Origin of the sequence: Paenibacillus sp. OK060, assembly GCF_900101205.1 — a bacterium.
In the GTDB taxonomy this organism is placed as follows: Bacteria; Bacillota; Bacilli; order Paenibacillales; family Paenibacillaceae; genus Paenibacillus; species Paenibacillus marchantiae.
Map to the genome: position 1 here is coordinate 11,664 of NZ_FNFR01000017.1, position 18,360 is coordinate 30,023.

Annotated in this window: 16 protein-coding genes and 1 pseudogene; 12 read left to right on the forward strand and 5 right to left on the reverse strand. The window is 35.4% G+C overall.

Annotated features, from left to right (window positions below; all coding sequences use genetic code 11):
- Positions 1–585: 585 nt before the first annotated feature.
- The 4 genes from BLS14_RS31475 to BLS14_RS33665 form a co-directional block, all read right to left on the reverse strand.
- The gene (locus tag BLS14_RS31475; RefSeq protein ID WP_090955745.1) at positions 586–1,095 is read right to left on the reverse strand and encodes a hypothetical protein; all 510 of its coding nucleotides are present in this window, start codon (positions 1,093–1,095) and stop codon (positions 586–588) included.
- Between the two features lie 129 nt (positions 1,096–1,224).
- Complete coding sequence (locus BLS14_RS31480) at positions 1,225–1,899, reverse strand: phosphodiester glycosidase family protein (RefSeq protein ID WP_090955748.1); 675 nt, start codon at positions 1,897–1,899, stop codon at positions 1,225–1,227.
- Between the two features lie 1,444 nt (positions 1,900–3,343).
- Positions 3,344–3,475 carry an NUDIX domain-containing protein gene (locus BLS14_RS33445; protein ID WP_371121716.1) on the reverse strand — a complete coding sequence of 44 codons (132 nt, stop codon included), beginning with the start codon at positions 3,473–3,475 and terminating at the stop codon, positions 3,344–3,346.
- Positions 3,476–3,609: 134 nt separating this feature from the next.
- The gene (locus BLS14_RS33665; RefSeq protein ID WP_371121728.1) at positions 3,610–3,741 is read right to left on the reverse strand and encodes a hypothetical protein; all 132 of its coding nucleotides are present in this window, start codon (positions 3,739–3,741) and stop codon (positions 3,610–3,612) included.
- A gap of 510 nt (positions 3,742–4,251) precedes the next feature.
- Between BLS14_RS33665 and BLS14_RS31490 the strand changes: the two genes are divergently transcribed.
- The 4 genes and pseudogenes from BLS14_RS31490 to BLS14_RS31505 form a co-directional block, all read left to right on the forward strand.
- Positions 4,252–4,944, forward strand: a complete 693-nt coding sequence (locus BLS14_RS31490; RefSeq protein WP_090955750.1) for a hypothetical protein — start codon at positions 4,252–4,254, stop codon at positions 4,942–4,944.
- 571 nt (positions 4,945–5,515) lie between these two features.
- Positions 5,516–6,094, forward strand: a complete 579-nt coding sequence (locus tag BLS14_RS31495) for an ankyrin repeat domain-containing protein (protein WP_176854903.1) — start codon at positions 5,516–5,518, stop codon at positions 6,092–6,094.
- A 612-nt stretch (positions 6,095–6,706) separates the two neighbouring features.
- A complete protein-coding gene (locus tag BLS14_RS33670; RefSeq protein ID WP_371121730.1) occupies positions 6,707–6,874 on the forward strand; it encodes a DUF1643 domain-containing protein in 168 nt (55 codons plus the stop codon).
- Positions 6,875–6,878: 4 nt separating this feature from the next.
- Positions 6,879–7,199, forward strand: a pseudogene (locus BLS14_RS31505) (DUF1643 domain-containing protein); the annotation flags it as partial.
- A gap of 893 nt (positions 7,200–8,092) precedes the next feature.
- Here the strand turns inward: BLS14_RS31505 and BLS14_RS31510 are convergent.
- Positions 8,093–8,914, reverse strand: coding sequence for a hypothetical protein (locus BLS14_RS31510; protein WP_090955758.1), 822 nt, complete (start codon positions 8,912–8,914; stop codon positions 8,093–8,095).
- Between the two features lie 111 nt (positions 8,915–9,025).
- Between BLS14_RS31510 and BLS14_RS31515 the strand changes: the two genes are divergently transcribed.
- From BLS14_RS31515 to BLS14_RS31550, 8 genes are all read left to right on the forward strand, one after another.
- Positions 9,026–9,370 carry a hypothetical protein gene (locus tag BLS14_RS31515; RefSeq protein ID WP_090955760.1) on the forward strand — a complete coding sequence of 115 codons (345 nt, stop codon included), beginning with the start codon at positions 9,026–9,028 and terminating at the stop codon, positions 9,368–9,370.
- A gap of 286 nt (positions 9,371–9,656) precedes the next feature.
- On the forward strand, positions 9,657–10,268 hold the full coding sequence (locus BLS14_RS31520; RefSeq protein ID WP_090955762.1) for a restriction endonuclease: 612 nt from the start codon (positions 9,657–9,659) through the stop codon (positions 10,266–10,268).
- Positions 10,269–10,659: 391 nt separating this feature from the next.
- Positions 10,660–10,896 carry a hypothetical protein gene (locus BLS14_RS31525; RefSeq protein ID WP_090955764.1) on the forward strand — a complete coding sequence of 79 codons (237 nt, stop codon included), beginning with the start codon at positions 10,660–10,662 and terminating at the stop codon, positions 10,894–10,896.
- Positions 10,897–11,143: 247 nt separating this feature from the next.
- Positions 11,144–11,617: a GIY-YIG nuclease family protein gene (locus tag BLS14_RS31530; RefSeq protein WP_090955766.1), complete on the forward strand. Its 474-nt coding sequence runs from the start codon at positions 11,144–11,146 to the stop codon at positions 11,615–11,617.
- Positions 11,614–12,246: a hypothetical protein gene (locus tag BLS14_RS31535; RefSeq protein ID WP_090955767.1), complete on the forward strand. Its 633-nt coding sequence runs from the start codon at positions 11,614–11,616 to the stop codon at positions 12,244–12,246. The genes BLS14_RS31530 and BLS14_RS31535 overlap by 4 nt, the downstream gene beginning before the upstream one ends.
- Positions 12,236–12,676 carry a DUF6884 domain-containing protein gene (locus BLS14_RS31540; RefSeq protein ID WP_090955769.1) on the forward strand — a complete coding sequence of 147 codons (441 nt, stop codon included), beginning with the start codon at positions 12,236–12,238 and terminating at the stop codon, positions 12,674–12,676. The genes BLS14_RS31535 and BLS14_RS31540 overlap by 11 nt, the downstream gene beginning before the upstream one ends.
- A gap of 469 nt (positions 12,677–13,145) precedes the next feature.
- Positions 13,146–15,983, forward strand: coding sequence for a tetratricopeptide repeat protein (locus tag BLS14_RS31545; RefSeq protein WP_090955771.1), 2,838 nt, complete (start codon positions 13,146–13,148; stop codon positions 15,981–15,983).
- A 1,201-nt stretch (positions 15,984–17,184) separates the two neighbouring features.
- Positions 17,185–18,300, forward strand: a complete 1,116-nt coding sequence (locus BLS14_RS31550; protein ID WP_090955773.1) for a hypothetical protein — start codon at positions 17,185–17,187, stop codon at positions 18,298–18,300.
- Positions 18,301–18,360 lie beyond the last annotated feature (60 nt).

Consider the following 18,360-nt stretch of genomic DNA (forward strand, 5'->3'; position numbering starts at 1 on the left):
TAGATTATAATAAGAAATGTGGAATACACTTTTAAATTCTATAAAAATATGCTCAACTATGGTAATGAATTTCGAAAGGTCTATCTATTGTAGGAGGCGTTTATATGTCACAAGCTAAGTATGTAACTACGAAGCATGCGAGCAACGCAGTTCATCCAAGCGGATCTAAGTACAATTAATGTAGAATCCATCTCGGGTAAAAACGTATCAGAATCCGCAAAATACAGAGTAAACGGAACCTTTTTCACAAGTGCAACTAATCTGACTGGATTGCTGTAGCTAGAACCTCCAATGGCTTGAGTTCCGCGGCACTATCCGGTGGCACTCAAACAACTGGGGTTACCTATAATGGATCTGTTTGTCGCTCCAAATTGTTCTGAGAACCGGCATTCTATTATCCTTCTATTTCATGATTCTTAAGGAATTACTAAGTTTAATTATGGTTCAAATCTTAACGCAAAGGATCATCTACTGCTTGTTTAGAGTGCAGATGATCCTTTGTACAATATCGTTAAACGAAAACCTGTCTGATTAGGCTATTAACTACGCTAGATTTCGCTAGATTAGCTTTTATCAATTATAGATTCAGTCTATGGCCACAATGCTCCATTTTCCATCTGCATCAGCCGCAAAATAATAGGTTATAGCTGCATCTTCAATTGCATTATCTCTTAACATTTCCCCGGTTACGTTAACTAAGATTTGATCTTTGGTTTTATCTTCTGAAATATTATAAATCTTAGTGAATTTATATTCCCCTCCAAAGGTTCCCATGTATGCATCTGAGGTCTTTAAGTCTTTAAAAGTACTGCGGAAGGCCTCTTCATCTAAGTTAACTTGAGCATCAAGATTCTTCTTCAAAACTGCCTTAATTTGTTCGTTTAACAAAGGATTATTTTCTTTTTCCAAGTCTATGAAGACACCTTTTTCAAATTCAACCTTTGTTTCGGCTGGTTTCTCAGTGGCTGCTTGTTCCTCAGTTGCTCCGTTCTCTTGTTTGGAAGTTTCCGAACTATTCTCTGTTGCGTTTCCACAAGCAGAAAGTGCCACTACGAGTGCCAGCGATAGTAAGATAGTTGATGTTTTCTTTTTCATGTTATATCACTCATTTCTGTGTTATGTTGAAATTGTATATATAAGTAAATAACGATACTAGTCAGAAAATGTTACAGATAAATAAAAAAGAAGCCGAATTGGAATCGTCGGCTTCTTTTGAACTTTGTTTTAGCGTAGTGCCATCATTTGATAAACCGGGCGTGGTGTTGAATCAGAACCACTATAAGAGCCCTCTGCTACTTTGTATTGCGAAGATCCACTTCCGTCCAGCATGATACCATCCACCAGAGTCCCAGATCCAATTTTCTCTAGAATAGCGGCCCGGAATTTGGCAGCAGTTGTTTTAGTATCTGTAACCACCAGCCAGAGATTCTTAGTGTTATTGTATACTGCTGCAGTACGACAGGCACCACCATCTGGATTCTGTATGTTCTCTTTATTGGCTTGAGTTCTCCATACTGATTCGCTACTTGATAATTTCAAACTGATCCCGCCTTGGGCCCAGTAGCTATTTCGATTACCGAGTGCAAGTTCACTCGTTGTTTTAACGACTTGTACAGAGAGTTCTTCGTATTTAGCATCCCACACCAGTGTACCTCGTGCATGACTTACGTTCTCTGAACCGCCAGTACCTTGGCCTGTAGGTGCAACAGAGTTACCATTATTCACGGCAATCTGAAGCAAACGCGATCCTTCGAAGAAACCGCCGTTAACACCATAAGTTGATTGAGCTGGTACAGAAGATGCTCCGATCCATTTAATGTATACCTCTTTGGGACTTGTCTTAATTGCGTACAGTTTTACTCCGTTTGATGCTGTAACAGTCGAGAATGTATATGCCATTATAATTGCTCCCTTATTATTAGTTTTGAGAAGCAAAGGGGGAATCAAAAGTGTTCCAGCTTTCCCTAGCTGAGAACTTATTGCCTTTGCTGCTCTCATTAATAAAGGTAATTATTATTATCAATTAACAACCAAACCTTTACGATATTTTTAGAACTTCTGTTCTTGTGCTCCTTTGTTCCATTCTTTGGATTTCGCTTACGTTCGATTTTTAAAAGTTAAGAAACATTGAGTCAGTAAACTGAAAGCGAAGATTGAAGAAAGCACAACGATCTTATATCCAAGGAAACCACATGGATGATTTATGGGAAACAAATAGAAAATACAGTCTTCAATAGCATTCTGATGCACAGATCTATCTTTGAAAAAAATCGATGAGCTTTTCGGTACGGGAGTTCTGATAAATACCACGAATAATAAAATAGAAAATGTAAATACAGTAGATTCAGTGATAATGATGTCGCGTGTAACGAGAGTCTAAATACTTTAATTCCGAAGGGATAAAAACGATATATAGCTTTTCGAATCTGTTGTTTCTGATATAAGAGAGTATAGTTCTAAATTATTAGAAAGATTAATCATTAAAATATCTCTATGGATTACTGTAAAACACAGGCTAGATTTTAAGTAGTACCTAGTACACTAAAAAACCTGAAGTCAATTTAAATAGGCTTCAGGTTTTTTTAGAATACTTGTCCTTGTATAAGGTAACATATAAATAAAGGTGCTTTTTCCTATTATTGAATGGCTTTAAATCAATGTTATCGAAACTAATAAAACCGTCTTGATAACTGGAAGGATGTTAAAGAGCTACTCTTCTAGTTTTTTCTTCAGCTTAATTCACCATACAATCAAGTAAGAGTACCGTACAATAAGTAGGAATATATTCATTAAGCTTACGGGAAACTGTAGCTTAATGAATAAAAATGGAACCAAGATGTTGAGCTTCTTTTGAAGCCTGCTTCAGACCTTAAAGCGATGAGCCGATATCGAGGTCCAACATAGCTCTAAGCGGTGCTCCTGGCCGAAAAATTATACACCAGCAGTGTGTCTATCTCAGTCCATTGCACGAAGAACAATAACTCTCAAATGCCAACGAGAGATAGGGGCCGAACTAACTCATTACGTTCTGAACATAGATCGCATATCCTTAATTGGGCGACCAGCCCATGAAAGCATCTTAATATAAGGTTGTTAATTCGATTCTTTCATAAGTTGAATAATAAAAGGGACAGCTGCAGGCAGCTAATCGTAATTGAGCAAATCTTTTATACTAACCCATTTCACTAAATCATGGTCAACCAATCTAAGTTTTCTCCAGATAACCAAGTCACTCGAAAGCAACCAACTTGATTGTCCCTAGCTCATAGGAGAAAATAGATTTATGATACAATTGATCAACTGAGATTTCTATTCCGAGTTCTTCTTGGATTTTACGTTTCACTCATGCCTCCATCGGTTCACCAGGCTCAACTTTTCCCCCAGGAAACTCCCACTTGCCTGCATGCTTATCTTGTGGACCTCTCGGTGTGATCAATATAGTATGTTCTTTTTTCGAATATGGCAGCTGTGACAAGTTTCATTCGACCACCTCATTTAATTCGATATTCTCTATAAAAATATTCTCCCTATGATATTTCACATACTTCTGATGGCCATCGAAAAGCGTAACCCTCACTCTTTAGCAATGTTCATTAACATTTAACCTCATCAAGCAATGATATAGCCTTTATCATATAAAGAATCGTGTGCTGGGCAGAAGAGGAAACCATTATATTTATCTAGTCTCTCATTATCGGAATTCCTCCAGGGTTTGCCATGGCTTGGCCGTAGGAAACTCAGATTCTCAAGGCCACATAATTTACATTTTCATTCTAGACTCATCAGATGTTGTTTAAACTTGACTTGGCCAATACAGGTTTGGACAATTCGTTCTTTGAGTGTTCCTCTGGAATAAGAGAATCTTCATCCTCAATTTTTTGAAATATGGTTTCTTCTGTGACTTTATCTTCAGTAATATTATATTAACTATTCCTAATAGATTCAAATCTTTCATAGATGTCTCAATCACTATAGATGAAATGTCTCTGACTATATAAGTTAATTTGACTTATGCTATCCAAACATAAGGACTTTAGAAGGGATATATTTCTAATTCATATATTCTATGTTATGATTCGTAGGTAAATAGAACCATTAGAAGTAACTTTAAGCATAGTCACAGAAAAAAATGCTGAGTAATAATCAAAAAAACTATGAGAAAAAGGTGGACTATTGGCACGAGAACAAAAAACTGTGTACTTTATAAGACATGTTTGCTGAAAAAAATAAAAAATTGGTAGGTATAAGGAAATGAAAGAGCAACGTCTATTTTTTGATCGAGAGATCATAGTTATAATTTTATCTTGTCTGATTATTGTAGGTGCTTGTTTCGGATACATAGGATACAAAGCTCTGAAGGAAAAATCCATTGATAAAAATTTTGCGAAATCTATAGAGAGCTGGTTTGAAACTGATGCCAAAAACAAATTTGACTTACTTTTAAGTTTTGAATGTGACGAGTCGAGGAGTGACTGTACAAATTTAAAGTTGAAGGTGAAGGATAACTTCAACTCATTTTCCATTGTTGAAAAATATGACTATATCACTGAGATTGATAGGGAATTTAAATCTAAAAGAATACAATTTCTAGTAGATTCAAAAAAAATAGAAAATACTATGTCTGCTATGGATAGGGTGCATAATCCATCTATTGTTCTGGCTACTTCGACAAACGAGTTTGAATACCACAGTACCCTCGGTAACCTAACAGAAATCAATGGGAAAGAGTATACATGGAATGAAATTTCCGAATTAAGAAAAGAAGTTAATTCTAATAAAGAATCGGATGAAAATAAGGAGAGTAAATTTACTTCCCAGAAAAACAAAAAATATAATGCAGAAGATTATAACTATGAAGGTGAATACAAACCAGTAGATCAGATGACGCATGAAGAAAAGAGAGATGAATTAATAGAAATGTTGGAGAGAGCAATTTCCCAATGAAACCTGTGGAGATCTATTCTCTCTGGATCAAAAAGCTCGTTGGCTAACATCGCGGTCTTGTTTCTCGGAGCTAATGGGTGAGGCTGAAAAACGGGGCATCTTTCGTCTGCCCTCAGTATCGCAGGCCGCATGAATTTGTTTTATGGCGCATAAAGCAAAAGACCTCCTCTGTAAGCAGATCGACTCGCAAAGCACGATATTACGGACGGAGTAAATAGTAGATGAGCTGGGTCCCCTTGACTGTTTATACCCCGCGGGATGTTGGGAAGTACACTATCACAACGCAAAAATAGCTCGAACTATTACCCATCTCAATCATGAATAATATCCGTCCTAGGAACTCCGATTCGATATTGCGGCTGTCTCGGCTTTTATTTCATGGGCTGTAACAACTATTAGAACGATGGGATTCGATCTGAACTTCTACGACGTAACCAAGCTCTGGTATCAGGGGGCAAGTGCATTGAGTCTGTTTTGGTTAAGCGAATAGTTGATGGAGTATTTTGAGAGAGTATTAATTTTTCATAGATGATATACCGAATAGAAATTAAACATAGTGGGGGACTATTTAGTGTATAAGAAATTAGGTTGTTTTATCTTCTTACTTTTATTGCTTGTGGGTTGTTCAAATGATACCGGTGACACCGACAAGGTTCCAGCATTATTTCAAGCCGTCTATGACAATGATTTAGCAAAGGTAAAAGAGCTCACCAAGTCAAATGATGGATCAATAAATAACCTGTATAAGGGGTCTACAGTTCTCCATGCTGCTATATATAACTTGGATATAGAAATGATAGAAGCTTTAGTAGAAGCGGGAGCTGACTTTACTTTAAAAGATAAATATGGCGAGACTCCATTCTTTCTTGCCTCTGATCTAGCCAATATTAAAGCAATTAAATACTTTTTGGGTAAAGGCGCAGATCCAAATGAAATAAATCAAGAAGGGGATACTCCTCTAATGAAATTTGCTGTTCGTGGTAATATACCGATCGATGTGTTTCTTGATACGATGGATATCATGGTTGAGTCAGGGGCCGATCTGACAATAAAGAATAATCAAGGCGAGACCTTGCTTTCAAAGATTAAATCAATGGTTGATTCAAAGGAGATACTTCACCAAATAGAAGACCACATGGCTAGTTATTAAATTTGGAGGAACACCCTTTGTGGCCCCCTATCTTTGGAATGAATTAAAATCATGTTTACTTGTCATATGAGCTAAACGGAATTGAGGGTTCATTTGAAGCATCAAGGCAGCAGATCTCAACATGATCGGCTGCTTTTTAACTAACCATGGATAGTTTAATGTTTCTGCTGCAACATCCATGCGTACAATTGACTCAGCCGTATAAGAGATGGTTAAACACTGAACAACAAGCTGATGAATCTTAATATTCTGCTAAGTGGCTTTGCATCTTATTCACCTGTTAAATGTGGATTGAGATATATAAAATATTCAAAATCTGAATTCCTTTTTATTGAAGAATTGCTATGTATCATTCTAGGTGAATTGATTTATATCTCAAAAGTAAACAAACAAGCCTCAGATTTGGGCGAGAAAACATCATTTTCATTTTTATGGACTATTATTTAGTTATAGAAGCATCCCACAAATGGACATGGATTCAAATAAAACAAAAAAATCTCCTAGAACGACCATGGAGAGAAATGAAAGAGTGAGTATATGGCATACACTTACAAAGACTATGTTGATAAGGATAATATATTAATTGACGGTGATAACGAACATAGATTCTCCATGTATGTGCCTTTTAGAATACAAGATAACAATAACCAAGTCCTTATAATAATGAGGAATCCTAGTAAGGCTAATGAATTAAATTCTGACATGACAATTAATAATGTATTGGACTTTTGTCACGGAAAATACTTAGGGGTTTTTGTAGCAAACTCCGTTTTACGCTAAAGACCCCCGGCAGTTGAATCAACATATTCAGACATCCAATTATCAAAAGCTCATGGATAAAAACAAGCAAACAATTGATGAAATACTAGAGGGGAATCCTTGCATTAAACATGTCATAATAGCTTGGGGTGCTAATAAATCAAAACTAAAAGGTCAATACAAAGATACAATCGCTGAGGTTCTTGAGATCGTTAATAAACATGAAAAAACTATTTTTGCAATGAGGTTTACTTCTAGCAACCAGCCTTGGCATCCAAGAAATTGGGGTGGAGAGGATAGTGGTTATCAACTTGAACTATATGAGTGGATGACTGATATCCTATGAGCCTAATATGAAATACATTTATAAGGAACAATTTTTTTATTACACCAGCATTTTTACAATTTGCGCTTTCTACGATTGAGCACTAATCATTTTATGAATTTGGTATATTTTCTTCCATCAGTAGCTGCAAATTTTCGCGTGAAAGAAGGAATGGGAGAGAAAACCAATCCCTTTCAAAAAGGTGGAATTGATATTCATGAGAGTGATTAGTGCGGAATCGTTGGTGGTATCCCAAATTTACTCTTAAACTGATAAACACAGTGACTAAGGCTGTTAATTCGCAGAATATCGTAAAACGTTACGTGGCAGCAAAGTTAGGTTAGGATCACGGAAAAAATAAAACGATCAAGGTATTTTCGGTACCTGATCGTTTTTTTGCTATGACAGATTGAAAGACCAAGTGTGACAGTTCCTCTGTGAAAGATTCGTGAGTTATCTTCCAACTCAACATTCCGTGGCCTATAATCAATGAAATGGAGTGATGGGACTTAACCCATAAACGGATCAGATGTTACCCAATAAGTATGCAGAAAATTCTTAGAATTTTGGTGTTTTGGTGATATTTTTAAGTGAAACGGGAAACGATAGCTCAAAAATCCATCTGAAGTCAATCGTAATAATGTTTGGCTTCTTTGACTTTGATGGTTTCATTTAAACCATAGTTTAAACTTCCTAACTCAAATTGTACATTTTGAAGGTGTTACTTCCCACAACCGATATTTATAGTGATTTTTAATTCATAAAAGACCTGAAACGGGCAATTTCCACACTTTTGTAAGCGAAATAGTAAAGTTTGTTTGTAGGTGGGTGAATTGAAATCATAAGTTTCATCCTAACCTAAAAAATGTGGGAAGCTAAGATCCAATTGGATCTTAGCTTCCCACATAAAAACGTCAAATAGGACTTTGACCTCTAATCTTCAAATCCCACCCATAGTTGAAGATCTTATTGTTATTTGACTGATTTAGAAAACCGGCTTGCACTTTAATGCCAACATCAGTAGCCAATCCTCCATCTTGAACATCAATCCAACTTGAAGGAGCAGTTGCTAAGAAAGTTTTTCCAAAGTCTATTGCACCAGCATTTAGAGAACAATTAGATATCTGCTTCTTACCTTTTGTGTCGATCCCAGGTCCAATTTGGGTTAACTGGCATGAATTTGTTCCTGACGGAATAGCATTATTGATATTCCAATTGGTACCTTTATCATACCGATAGTATGCCTTATCCAAACAGTTGTATATGAAACGATTTTTAGTCTGTGAATGGTAGTACAATGTAATTGTTAATTTGACTGTATTGTCGCTATTTTTGTTCCCGCCTGTCCAATGAAAGGGGTCAGCTTCTACTACCATATCGGTCTTAAATTGAGTTAATACTTCGCCTGTTTCGATATTTTGTAAATCTCTGTAGATATATGTTTCGTTTGTTAGAATATCATAATCTACTTCTTCTGTAGCGTTGATAGATTGGGATGTACTAAAATTATTAGTATTAATTTCATTTTCAGGGTTGAAGCTACGTCCTTCTACTTGCATATCAACTTTATTACTTTCGTCTGTGGTATCATATTCCTTAATTACTTTGAAGCCGTCTGGAACGGTTGAATCATTTGGAAATACTACTTCGTTTGGTGAAGCGGCTGCAGCAGATACGGAGCAAAATAACATCATTGTTGCTAATAACCAACTAAATAACTTCTTTCTGTTTTTCATCTTGTTCCTCCTAAATTTTGGATTTGTTATTCCGGTTCTTAATTAACCGAGTTATCATATATTGAATAAAAATACACATTTTAGGTTATTATTAGATAGGAGGGATGTAATGTGAGAAGAAAATTATCATTAATTATTTGTTTAACTTTTCTTTTGATTGTATTAGGAGCATGTGGAAATGGTGATATTAAACATGTTAAAAGTGAGCATTGGGATGTCGCATTCCAGAGATCAACAGGGTCATTTGGCATCACATATATTGGGGATGAGACCCAAATAGATGATCTGGTATATGGTGTAACTGGTACGAATATAGACCAAGAAGGTAAGGCTTATGCGACACAGGAAACACCATTTAAGATATCTGGATTGGTGACCGATTCTGAGAAAACCAAAGACCCAATCATATTTAAAATTGATTGGAACAATAAAAGTGAGAGTGTAACTTTCGAATAAACTGAAAAAGTAAAACGAGCCTTAAAGAATTTAGGGCTCGTTTTACTTTTAGTAAAATAGTATATTCGCTGTAAAATTACGAACCAAACTTTGACCTATCTTGAGACTATGTTGAACCCCACAAGACCATTTTTTCGGGATGCATTTGGAGCATAAAAGGCGTGAATGATATACAAAGCTGTACATGCAGCTTACCAGGCGTTCTTTATCTTCTATTCATTGCAGGAAATTAGTCCCAAGTGTCGAAATATGTTTAAGTACAATTTACATGCTTGGGGGAGAAGTTATGGCAAGAAGGAAAAGCAAGGCAAAACAGGAAGAAGAGTTATTCCAAGGATTAGCCGGCATGGCAATGCTGGGAGGTATTGTAGGGACATATTCTTTAACAAAATCTTGGCAAGCGTCACTTGTCGTTGGATTTCTTGGAGTTGTTGGGATTATTGTTTTAATGGTTATCATTCAACAAAAGCGTGCTGAACGACTGAAGAGGTCAGGGATTGCCGAGATTGATAAAATGGATGGAGTGCAGTTTGAACACTATCTTGGACATCTGTTTCGTTCACAAGGGTATAGGGCAGAAGTGACAAAAGCTGCAGGTGATTATGGCGCCGATCTGGTTATCTCCAAAGATGGAAAACGAATCGTTGTACAAGCTAAACGTTATAAAAAAAATGTTGGCTTAAAAGCTGTCCAAGAGGTTCAAGGAGCTAAGGCACACTACAGAGCAAATGGAGCATGGGTTGTTACAAATAGCAACTATACTGAACAGGCATATCAGCTTGCTAAATCAAACGGGGTTAGGCTGATTGCTAGGGATGAACTTGTTGAGATGTTGCTCGCAATGAAAGAAAAGTTGTCGGCTTCAAAGAAAACGGGAAATGTAAAGACGAGTGCATAAGAGAATTAGCTAGGAATGAGAGCGAATTATTTTCGACTATGTTTGAGGAATTACGCTAACAACGTACATATCACATTAAAGTCGTTCCCTCACTGGATCGGCTTTTTTATTGGAGGAATTGAATTGATCAGCAGAAGACGAAAACAGACATACATTCTTTCTACGAGCGAGCTCTATTACGGCTGCCGATCAAGCGATAGATCGAGAATCTAAAATTGGAGGGTACCCAAAAGAAAATTGCTTTAGAGATGTACAGGTCGAAACAAAGTTTAAAGGAACATCAAATAAAAAGAAGTGTATTAGCACATCCAGGGTGGAACTGATGAAAATGGTGGTCATACATATTGGATCAATTGTGCCAAATTAGGACTAGTATACGGAGATTATCAATATGATGGTGGAAGTCCTTTTAAGCCTCAATTCACACACGTCTATAAAGGTTTTTGTGAATGATAAGAAAGTGGAATTCACGAACAAACTTCTACGATATGAAGAAAGTAATTTGGTTTCATTGCTTGACATTTCAAAAGCTCTAGGTGCTCATTTACATATGATCTTGGGAGTGGAACAAAAAGAAAAGTACAAAGTAACAATACCGTATGACAGTAAAAATGGTATTCTAGAATAGCAAGTCTTCTACATTGAGTACTCCTCCAAAAGCCATTAACGGAATTACTTACATACCCGTATAGACTTTTGAAGGTTTGGTTGCATCCACGAAATTCGCTTCAAGCAATAATACATTAAATATTTAAATCTATAACACTCCGTGGAGGGCGCTCTCTCTCCACGCTCTTTGAATCAAGTTAGAGAGCGTATACCACTGTATTAATATCAATTGTTCAACTCAATAATACATACCTTGGAGTGCACAAATGTTAACTAAAAAGGATCTTCTAAAACAATGGCTAAATAACCATCAACAATATTCATTTTCATTTCCTTTAGTAAACGTGAATCTAGAACAGACCGTTATTCTAAAACAAATAGAACAATTAATCGAAGGTAGCTTTCGAGATAACATTTATATCTTATATATTGTGTCTGAATTAGATATCGTACCAGTTTATGTTGGGCGAAGTAAAAACCCTCTCAATCGTTGGAAAGCTCATTTTAAAGGCCTAGTGAGGGGACAGGGCTTGTATGAAAAGTGGCGTTCGCTGCTACTAGATACTACTGGTAAATTCAAATATGAAGTTGGCTTATTTGTTGTTCCAGATTCCGTTTTGTCTCAACCACCAATCCCGGGATTTCCTTGCACCATTGGTTCAGTAGAATACCAGCTTGTGAGTTTGATATCCGACACTTATCCAAATACTCTTTTAAATCACGAAGGGAATAGACGATGATTTCATTTAATGAATGGCTTAAGTCAAACAGAGGGTATTCGTTTGTTCCGTTATTTGAGACAGATGCTGACTCTTTACTTGTAGAAACCAAATTGAAAATTGTAAACCAAACTGAAAGACGACTACTCAAACGGTCTACTCTCATGGAGGATGCTATCATTGATACGATTGAGTCAAATATCAATGATCCGAGATGGGAGGGAATCATTTACGTTATGGGAACAGGGGATTTAGATAATTTTATTCCCTTATATATAGGTAAGGCAGATAAAAAAGGGGTTAAAAATGAACTCAGTGCAAACATAAAGAACATCCGTAAAAACTCTCATATGTTTGCAAGGTGGGGAGATGGACTTGCATATCATATCGGAGACTTGAGTCACGTTCTTTTTAAATTTGAAGGCTATAAGAAACCTTCGAAAAAATATGAGAGGTGGGCAGAGTCCTTGTTTACCTCCTATGATCCTCCCATACTAAAGAAATCAGTAAATTTTTATATCTGTCCTTGGTTTGAAGGACAAGTTGGTATGTCTGGCCTCTCGGGTTCATTACCAGCGATTGAAAAAGAAATGATAGCGATCGCCTCTTATCACTATAGTGACTCCCTTCTAAACAAGGATGGTGTGTAAAATTAGCAAAATTGCGCTAGTAAGTTGTACTAAGATAAAACAGAATTTCCTTTGTGAAGCCCAGACTATGTACAATAAGTCAGCTTTGTTTTCAAAAGTTATACAATTGATAAGACAATGCGAATATACGGATTGGTATATTTTATCGGCTAAATATGGTCTTATCGAAAAAGATGAACTTATTGAACCCTACGATATAACTTTAAATAACATGAAATCCGATGAACGAAAAGCTTGGGCTAAGGAAGTAGCAAAAAACATTCTCACTCTAGATGTTAGTCACATTGATTTTTATGCAGGGCAAAAATATCGTCAATATCTTATTCCGCTTCTTGAATTGAAAGGAATTATTTGTGCCATACCCTTAGAAGGACTAGGTATTGGAGAACAATTAAAGTATCTGAATGAAAACAACCTTTTGACCAATTGATGGTAAAACAAAATGCATATCGATTTTGCTTGTTGGGGCTATTTCTACTCTAGGCGTCAATAATCATATTTAATTAGTGTCCAATTCCTCATTGGATCGATTAGCAAACGGTCGAAAGTGTTCGGACTGCACACTCCCACAGTCATGGGTAATTTTGCAACGTCGAAAACAAAGTGATCACGTTTATTGAGAGGAAGACACATCAATTTCTGGCTCAACAGATGAACGGATGAAAAAGCTTAATCTATGGATAGAATATTCTGGTGTTGCGGCAAGTCAATATCACAGAAAAATTTGGATCGTTTTGTAAATAAAGACGACTTTTCTCTCTAAAAACATGATCTAAGAAGACTTTGGATCTAGTAGGAGATTGAAGCCAAGTTGCTGAATACATATGTAACTGGAGCACAATATAATCGGATTATCAACGTTGATACGGCAGTGGCAAGATTAAAAGGAGTGTAGATCATTGGATCAACTAATTAATAACATTCTATCAAAGAATACTACCCAAACATTAATAGAGCCACCAGTAGAAACAAAAATTCAACAATTGCCTTTTTCAGAGCTTACTTGGGAGAATTTTGAGAAATTGTGTTTAAAGCTAATTCTTACGGATTCAAAAATTATACATTCTCAATCTTATGGGGAAAGGGGCCAAGAACAATCAGGTATTGATATCTATGCACAAGAGGAATCTTATACTACATATAAGGTGTTTCAGTGTAAAAAAGTAAAAAACTTTGGCCCGGAAAAGGTCAAAGAAGCAGTTGCGAAGTTCTTAAAAAATGAATGGGTAAATAAAACCAATACATTTGTCTTATGCACTTCTGAAAGTATGATTTCAAAAGGACGAGCTGACGAGATAGAAAGTCAAAGAGTAATTTTACGAAACTATAATATTGAGCTTGAAATATGGGATAGCAACAAACTTTCGCAAAAATTAAAAGGGAATCCTACTTTAGTAGAGGATTTCTTTGGAATGCAGTGGGTAGAAGCATTTTGCGTGAGGGACTATCAAGAACTAAACAGCTATAACACGAACAAGAAATCCACAAAAATCATAAATCATCGTTTTTTAATAGCTCAGAATTTTTTTGGCAGAAGTAATGAATTACAAAGTATTCGCACCAAGCTACAAGAGTCTAGAAATGTATTCATAACTGGAATGCCAGGGATTGGAAAAACACAGTTAGCCGTACAGTATCTAACAACTTATAAAGATGATTATCAAACAATATGTTGGGTCCGGTCAGAGAGCGCAGGGTTAATGTATGAAGACTTGTATCTATTCATGAAAGAGGTAATGGAAAATATTAACAGATTAGATAACATTAATAATGACTCAATTTTAGGATATCTTCGTAATTGGATGGAACAAAACCAAGGTTATTTGTTTATTTTTGATAATTTAAAATCCCAAAGTGAGCTAAGATTTCTTTTACCGAGTATGAAATCAGGACATGTACTTGTGACGAGTCAAGATAAACTCGTTGAAAACGAAAAATCACATCTAGAATTAGAACCATTATTAGAAGACGATTCAATAGAGTTACTCCTTCAGACATCCGGGCGAGAGAAAGACATGTACGCGATAAAAATAACGGAGTATTTCGGTAATTTGCCTTTATCCATTATGCATAGTGGTTCTTTTGTTCGTCACTCAAAAAAGACATTTCAACAAGTCTATCAACTTCTTTTAGAAAGGCCGATAGATGTGAAAAAGAGGATCGGATCTGTTTATTCAACTGATAAAAGCTTTGAAAACTTAATTAATATTATTCTTGACGAATTGGTAAGCATTCAACCAAAAAGTTTAGATTTTATGATCCTATTGTCTTTTTTGTCTTCAGATTATATCTCCCTCGAATGGTTTGATAAACAAACAGAGGTTACTGAACTTGTTTCACTGTTTGAAGATGAATTATTATATTACGATGTTCGAGTTGCGCTATTAGGATACTCGTTCATTAATGAACATGTTCAAACAAATGCTTTGAGTATACATAGACTCTTACAGTCAACGATTCGAGAGAGATTAACACTAGAAGAAAAGAAAAATTGGTATAGACAAATGACGAGGTTATTTAAACGATTAATTCAAGAAGGAGGTTCTAATCCTATCGAATATCGAAAAAAAGCAGACTTAGTCAAGCATATAGAGGTATTAGCATTACACTACGAGGATAATATGAAAGACGTGGATTTTCTAGAGTTGCTGAATATTACTTCAAATTACTTAACTGAGATTGCACGATATCCAGAATCCTTCGCCTTGAATGAATTTATCTGGGCAAAATATATGTTATTACCCGAAATTGATGAAATATCTAAGGCTTGCGTGCTAAGTAATATGGGAATGGCCCTAAAACATCAAAATAAATATCTGGAGGCTTCTCTTTATTACAATCAAGCACTATCTATTCTTGAACAACAAAATCTTACGAGTAGTTTGGAATATGCGATCTGTTTAATGAATTCCGGACGATTGGACATGGATCTGGGTAAGCTTGAAGAGTCTTATGACAAATTATCACGTTCTCTTGAATTAGTTGAACATCTAAACCCTAAAGACAACACGAAAAAATTTCACTTTTTAAACAATTTTGGATTGATTCTTGAGAAGATGAATAAAAAAGGAGCTTATAAATATTATTTTAAAGCCTTGAATATCCTAAAGTTATCTGGTCAACTAGATACAACTAAAGCTGGTGCTCTTTATAATAACTTATCAGTTGTGCTAATGAAGCGAAAAAAAACTAAATGGGCAATTTTATCATTGCACAAATCCTTGAATATCGATAAAAAATTCTTAGGTGAAAAGCATCCTGTGCTCGCTTACAGATATCAAAATTTAGCAGATGCCTATTCAGTAAATGGATTTCATCATAAAGCTATTGAGAATTATAAGATTGCTTATAAAATTAGGAGGAAATATTTTGATTTGGACCATCCAGACATAGGAATCTTATTTTTGAAATATGGGCGTGTCTTAGTTGAAAGAAAAAAATACGAAGAAGGAAAACAGTGGATTTTTCGTTCGTTGAGAATCGACGAAGTCTTTTTCAAAGATCATTTTCATCCTGAACTTGAAACTGCCTTGGAAACTCTCGCATATATCCAAATTATAACTGTAGTTAAACTTCTTGATCAGAACAACAGAGACATTGAATATATAAAAAAAATGTGCAAAGAAGGTGAAAAATATATAACCAGGGCATTGAAAATCAAATATTCAGAAGAAAAGATTGCTCGTTTAGAAGATTTCAAAATAATTTTAAAGGAAATTCGGAAAGGTAGAATTTAAAACTATTTCGCTTGAGTAATATTTCTGATATTTTTGAGGGAACACAAATTTAATTGTGCTTTTCCCTGCAATACTTTCCTCGTATTTTCACTTAACCCTCAGAAACCAATTAACGATATCTGAGAAGGATTTTTACAGAATAAATCACTTATTGAAAGAACTTAATCAGGAGATAGACGAAAGTATGACTGAACAAGATGATAAATCTACTGAAAATGAGTGTGTTTATATGTGAATTAAAGGAATAAGAATAGCAAACTACAGCAGTTTTTGTACAGAATAGAGTATTCTAAACGATATAAGGAACTGAACGCTATTATAGGGAAAAATAATAGTTGTAAGTCAAATGTGCTAAGATTGCTTCAAAAGACAATCGAGTTCGTAACTTCAGTTGATAATTTTCATATTCCTCTACTCTCTTTGAGAGTAAAGGTTTTAGCAACACACAGCATGCCTTACGTTTTCTCTTAGATATGGGGTACTCGACAGGGAAAATAGCTTCAACCTTGGAGGGATATCAATGTGATGATTCTTTGACTCGAGTGGAATCCTTCCAGTTTCTTTGTAATTTGGTCCAAGAGTTATAAAAACTATTCAAGTTAGCCCATTTACTAAGCAAAATCGTTTTAATAAAGCTGTTGAATGAAGATACTACACTTAACCTTAGCGGCAGATTCCAAGAATACGCTAATCAGACTACAAAGTTACTATAGTTGCTCTGTTACCAAAATCAAAAATAACCCAAGAATATTTGACAATGTTTGTTTGTGAAGGCTACTTTACAACCCCAACTTCAAAGGTAATTCCAATTGTGATTTAATCATTGATTTGCGGATTCGAAAAGATTTTAGCTACCAAACCAAAGTGAGCTACCCAGCTAAATTTTATAATAGATATCGATATTAATCTCAATATCAACCTTTTCGTAGTACTAAACATATCTCTGTAATAAGAAGCCTTTGCGCCGTTAGAGGAGTATGGTGTTCTTTATAATAAAGCTGATTATTATTAGACATTAAACAAAGGCTTGGGAGATCTAAGTGGTTATATGCCACATGAATGTTGATATTACTGATTTGTCCAGAGTGGAAGGGTTCTACGTTTATATGGGCAATTATGGTGATGTAAATGAGTTAGGAGTGATACACATGAGCGGCGGTTTATATGGACACAGATATATTGAAGATGAGCGACTAAAGGAATGGATAAATACGTGGTGTGCGGAAGATTACACTCTTTTTTTGAAAACTATTATGTAGTCGGAATGATAGCTAAGTGTCAAGCTTCTTGGGCCAAACAAGTTGAAATAGTAAAACAAGCGTCTTCAAGCATCACTGTTGCAGAGGATAGATACCTGTTCGATGATGTCATGAAATATATGAGTCCTGCAATGTTTTATTGCTATTTTAGATATGACAGTTCAACTGCTTATTGCGGTAATTACTATGAAGTGTTGATTGAATTTGCTGATGAATCAACCAAGAAAAAGTTAATTAAGGGCTATGATTATGTACAAACGGGCGGAATAATATTAGAAAAGAATGGCGAAGTGATAGGACATATTGGTCAGATGAGTGACCTTTTTTGGCATACTTTTTATGACCAATATATTGTAGAGGACGATTATGGTACTATCCAGCATGCAAGAAATAATGCGAAAGATATTACCTTGCAGATTTGGAATGATAAACTGTTCAAAAACACTGAGCAATTCTATAATTTTATTGAACAGATCTTATTTGAATGTAATGTTAATCTAGACTTAGGCTTCAAAATGTCAAGATTTGAAAGTGCTAGTAATTTAAAAGGGCACGCTACTAAAACACAGTTATGTTTAAGTGGTAATGAATTAGAGGAAACTCCTTTAAGATATTTCAATTTTGCTAACTATACTAAGATACCAAGACATAAATATTTGGCTTATTATCAGGTTCTTGAGTTCTTCTTTACAAGAGCCGTAAAGGAAGCAATGTTTCCAAAACCAAACGAACTCTTAATAATAAAATATATAACTAATAACTCAATAACTGCTTCAGAAGTAATATCATGGCTTGAAGAAATCACGGATAGGGGAAGCCACTATACAGAACCTTCAGAGAAATATCCTGCTCTTATCCCATTAAATGTTACGGATGATGTTCAATCAGTAGCTACACGGATTTATACAGTTAGGTGTTCGTTAATCCACTCCAAAGAAGCACCAAAGGATGTTAATTTTATACCTAATCTTAATGATGAAATAATAGAAAAGGAATTAGCACTTATCAAATATGTTGCTCAGAAAGTGCTGTATAAATGGAGTAATGCTCCTGAATAATGGAGGGCACGAAGAGATTATCGCAAACCCATTTCAGACAAAAAGAAAATCTTTGGTTGG

Coding starts and splice junctions, on each gene's coding strand:
- BLS14_RS31475 (WP_090955745.1), bottom strand. CDS start 1,095: ATGAAAAAGAAAACATCAACTATCTTACTATCGCTGGCACTCGTAGTG.
- BLS14_RS31480 (WP_090955748.1), bottom strand. CDS start 1,899: ATGGCATATACATTCTCGACTGTTACAGCATCAAACGGAGTAAAACTG.
- BLS14_RS31490 (WP_090955750.1), top strand. CDS start 4,252: ATGAAAGAGCAACGTCTATTTTTTGATCGAGAGATCATAGTTATAATT.
- BLS14_RS33670 (WP_371121730.1), top strand. CDS start 6,707: ATGTATGTGCCTTTTAGAATACAAGATAACAATAACCAAGTCCTTATA.
- BLS14_RS31510 (WP_090955758.1), bottom strand. CDS start 8,914: ATGAAAAACAGAAAGAAGTTATTTAGTTGGTTATTAGCAACAATGATG.
- BLS14_RS31520 (WP_090955762.1), top strand. CDS start 9,657: ATGGCAAGAAGGAAAAGCAAGGCAAAACAGGAAGAAGAGTTATTCCAA.
- BLS14_RS31525 (WP_090955764.1), top strand. CDS start 10,660: ATGATGGTGGAAGTCCTTTTAAGCCTCAATTCACACACGTCTATAAAG.
- BLS14_RS31530 (WP_090955766.1), top strand. CDS start 11,144: ATGTTAACTAAAAAGGATCTTCTAAAACAATGGCTAAATAACCATCAA.
- BLS14_RS31535 (WP_090955767.1), top strand. CDS start 11,614: ATGATTTCATTTAATGAATGGCTTAAGTCAAACAGAGGGTATTCGTTT.
- BLS14_RS31540 (WP_090955769.1), top strand. CDS start 12,236: ATGGTGTGTAAAATTAGCAAAATTGCGCTAGTAAGTTGTACTAAGATA.
- BLS14_RS31550 (WP_090955773.1), top strand. CDS start 17,185: ATGGATAAATACGTGGTGTGCGGAAGATTACACTCTTTTTTTGAAAAC.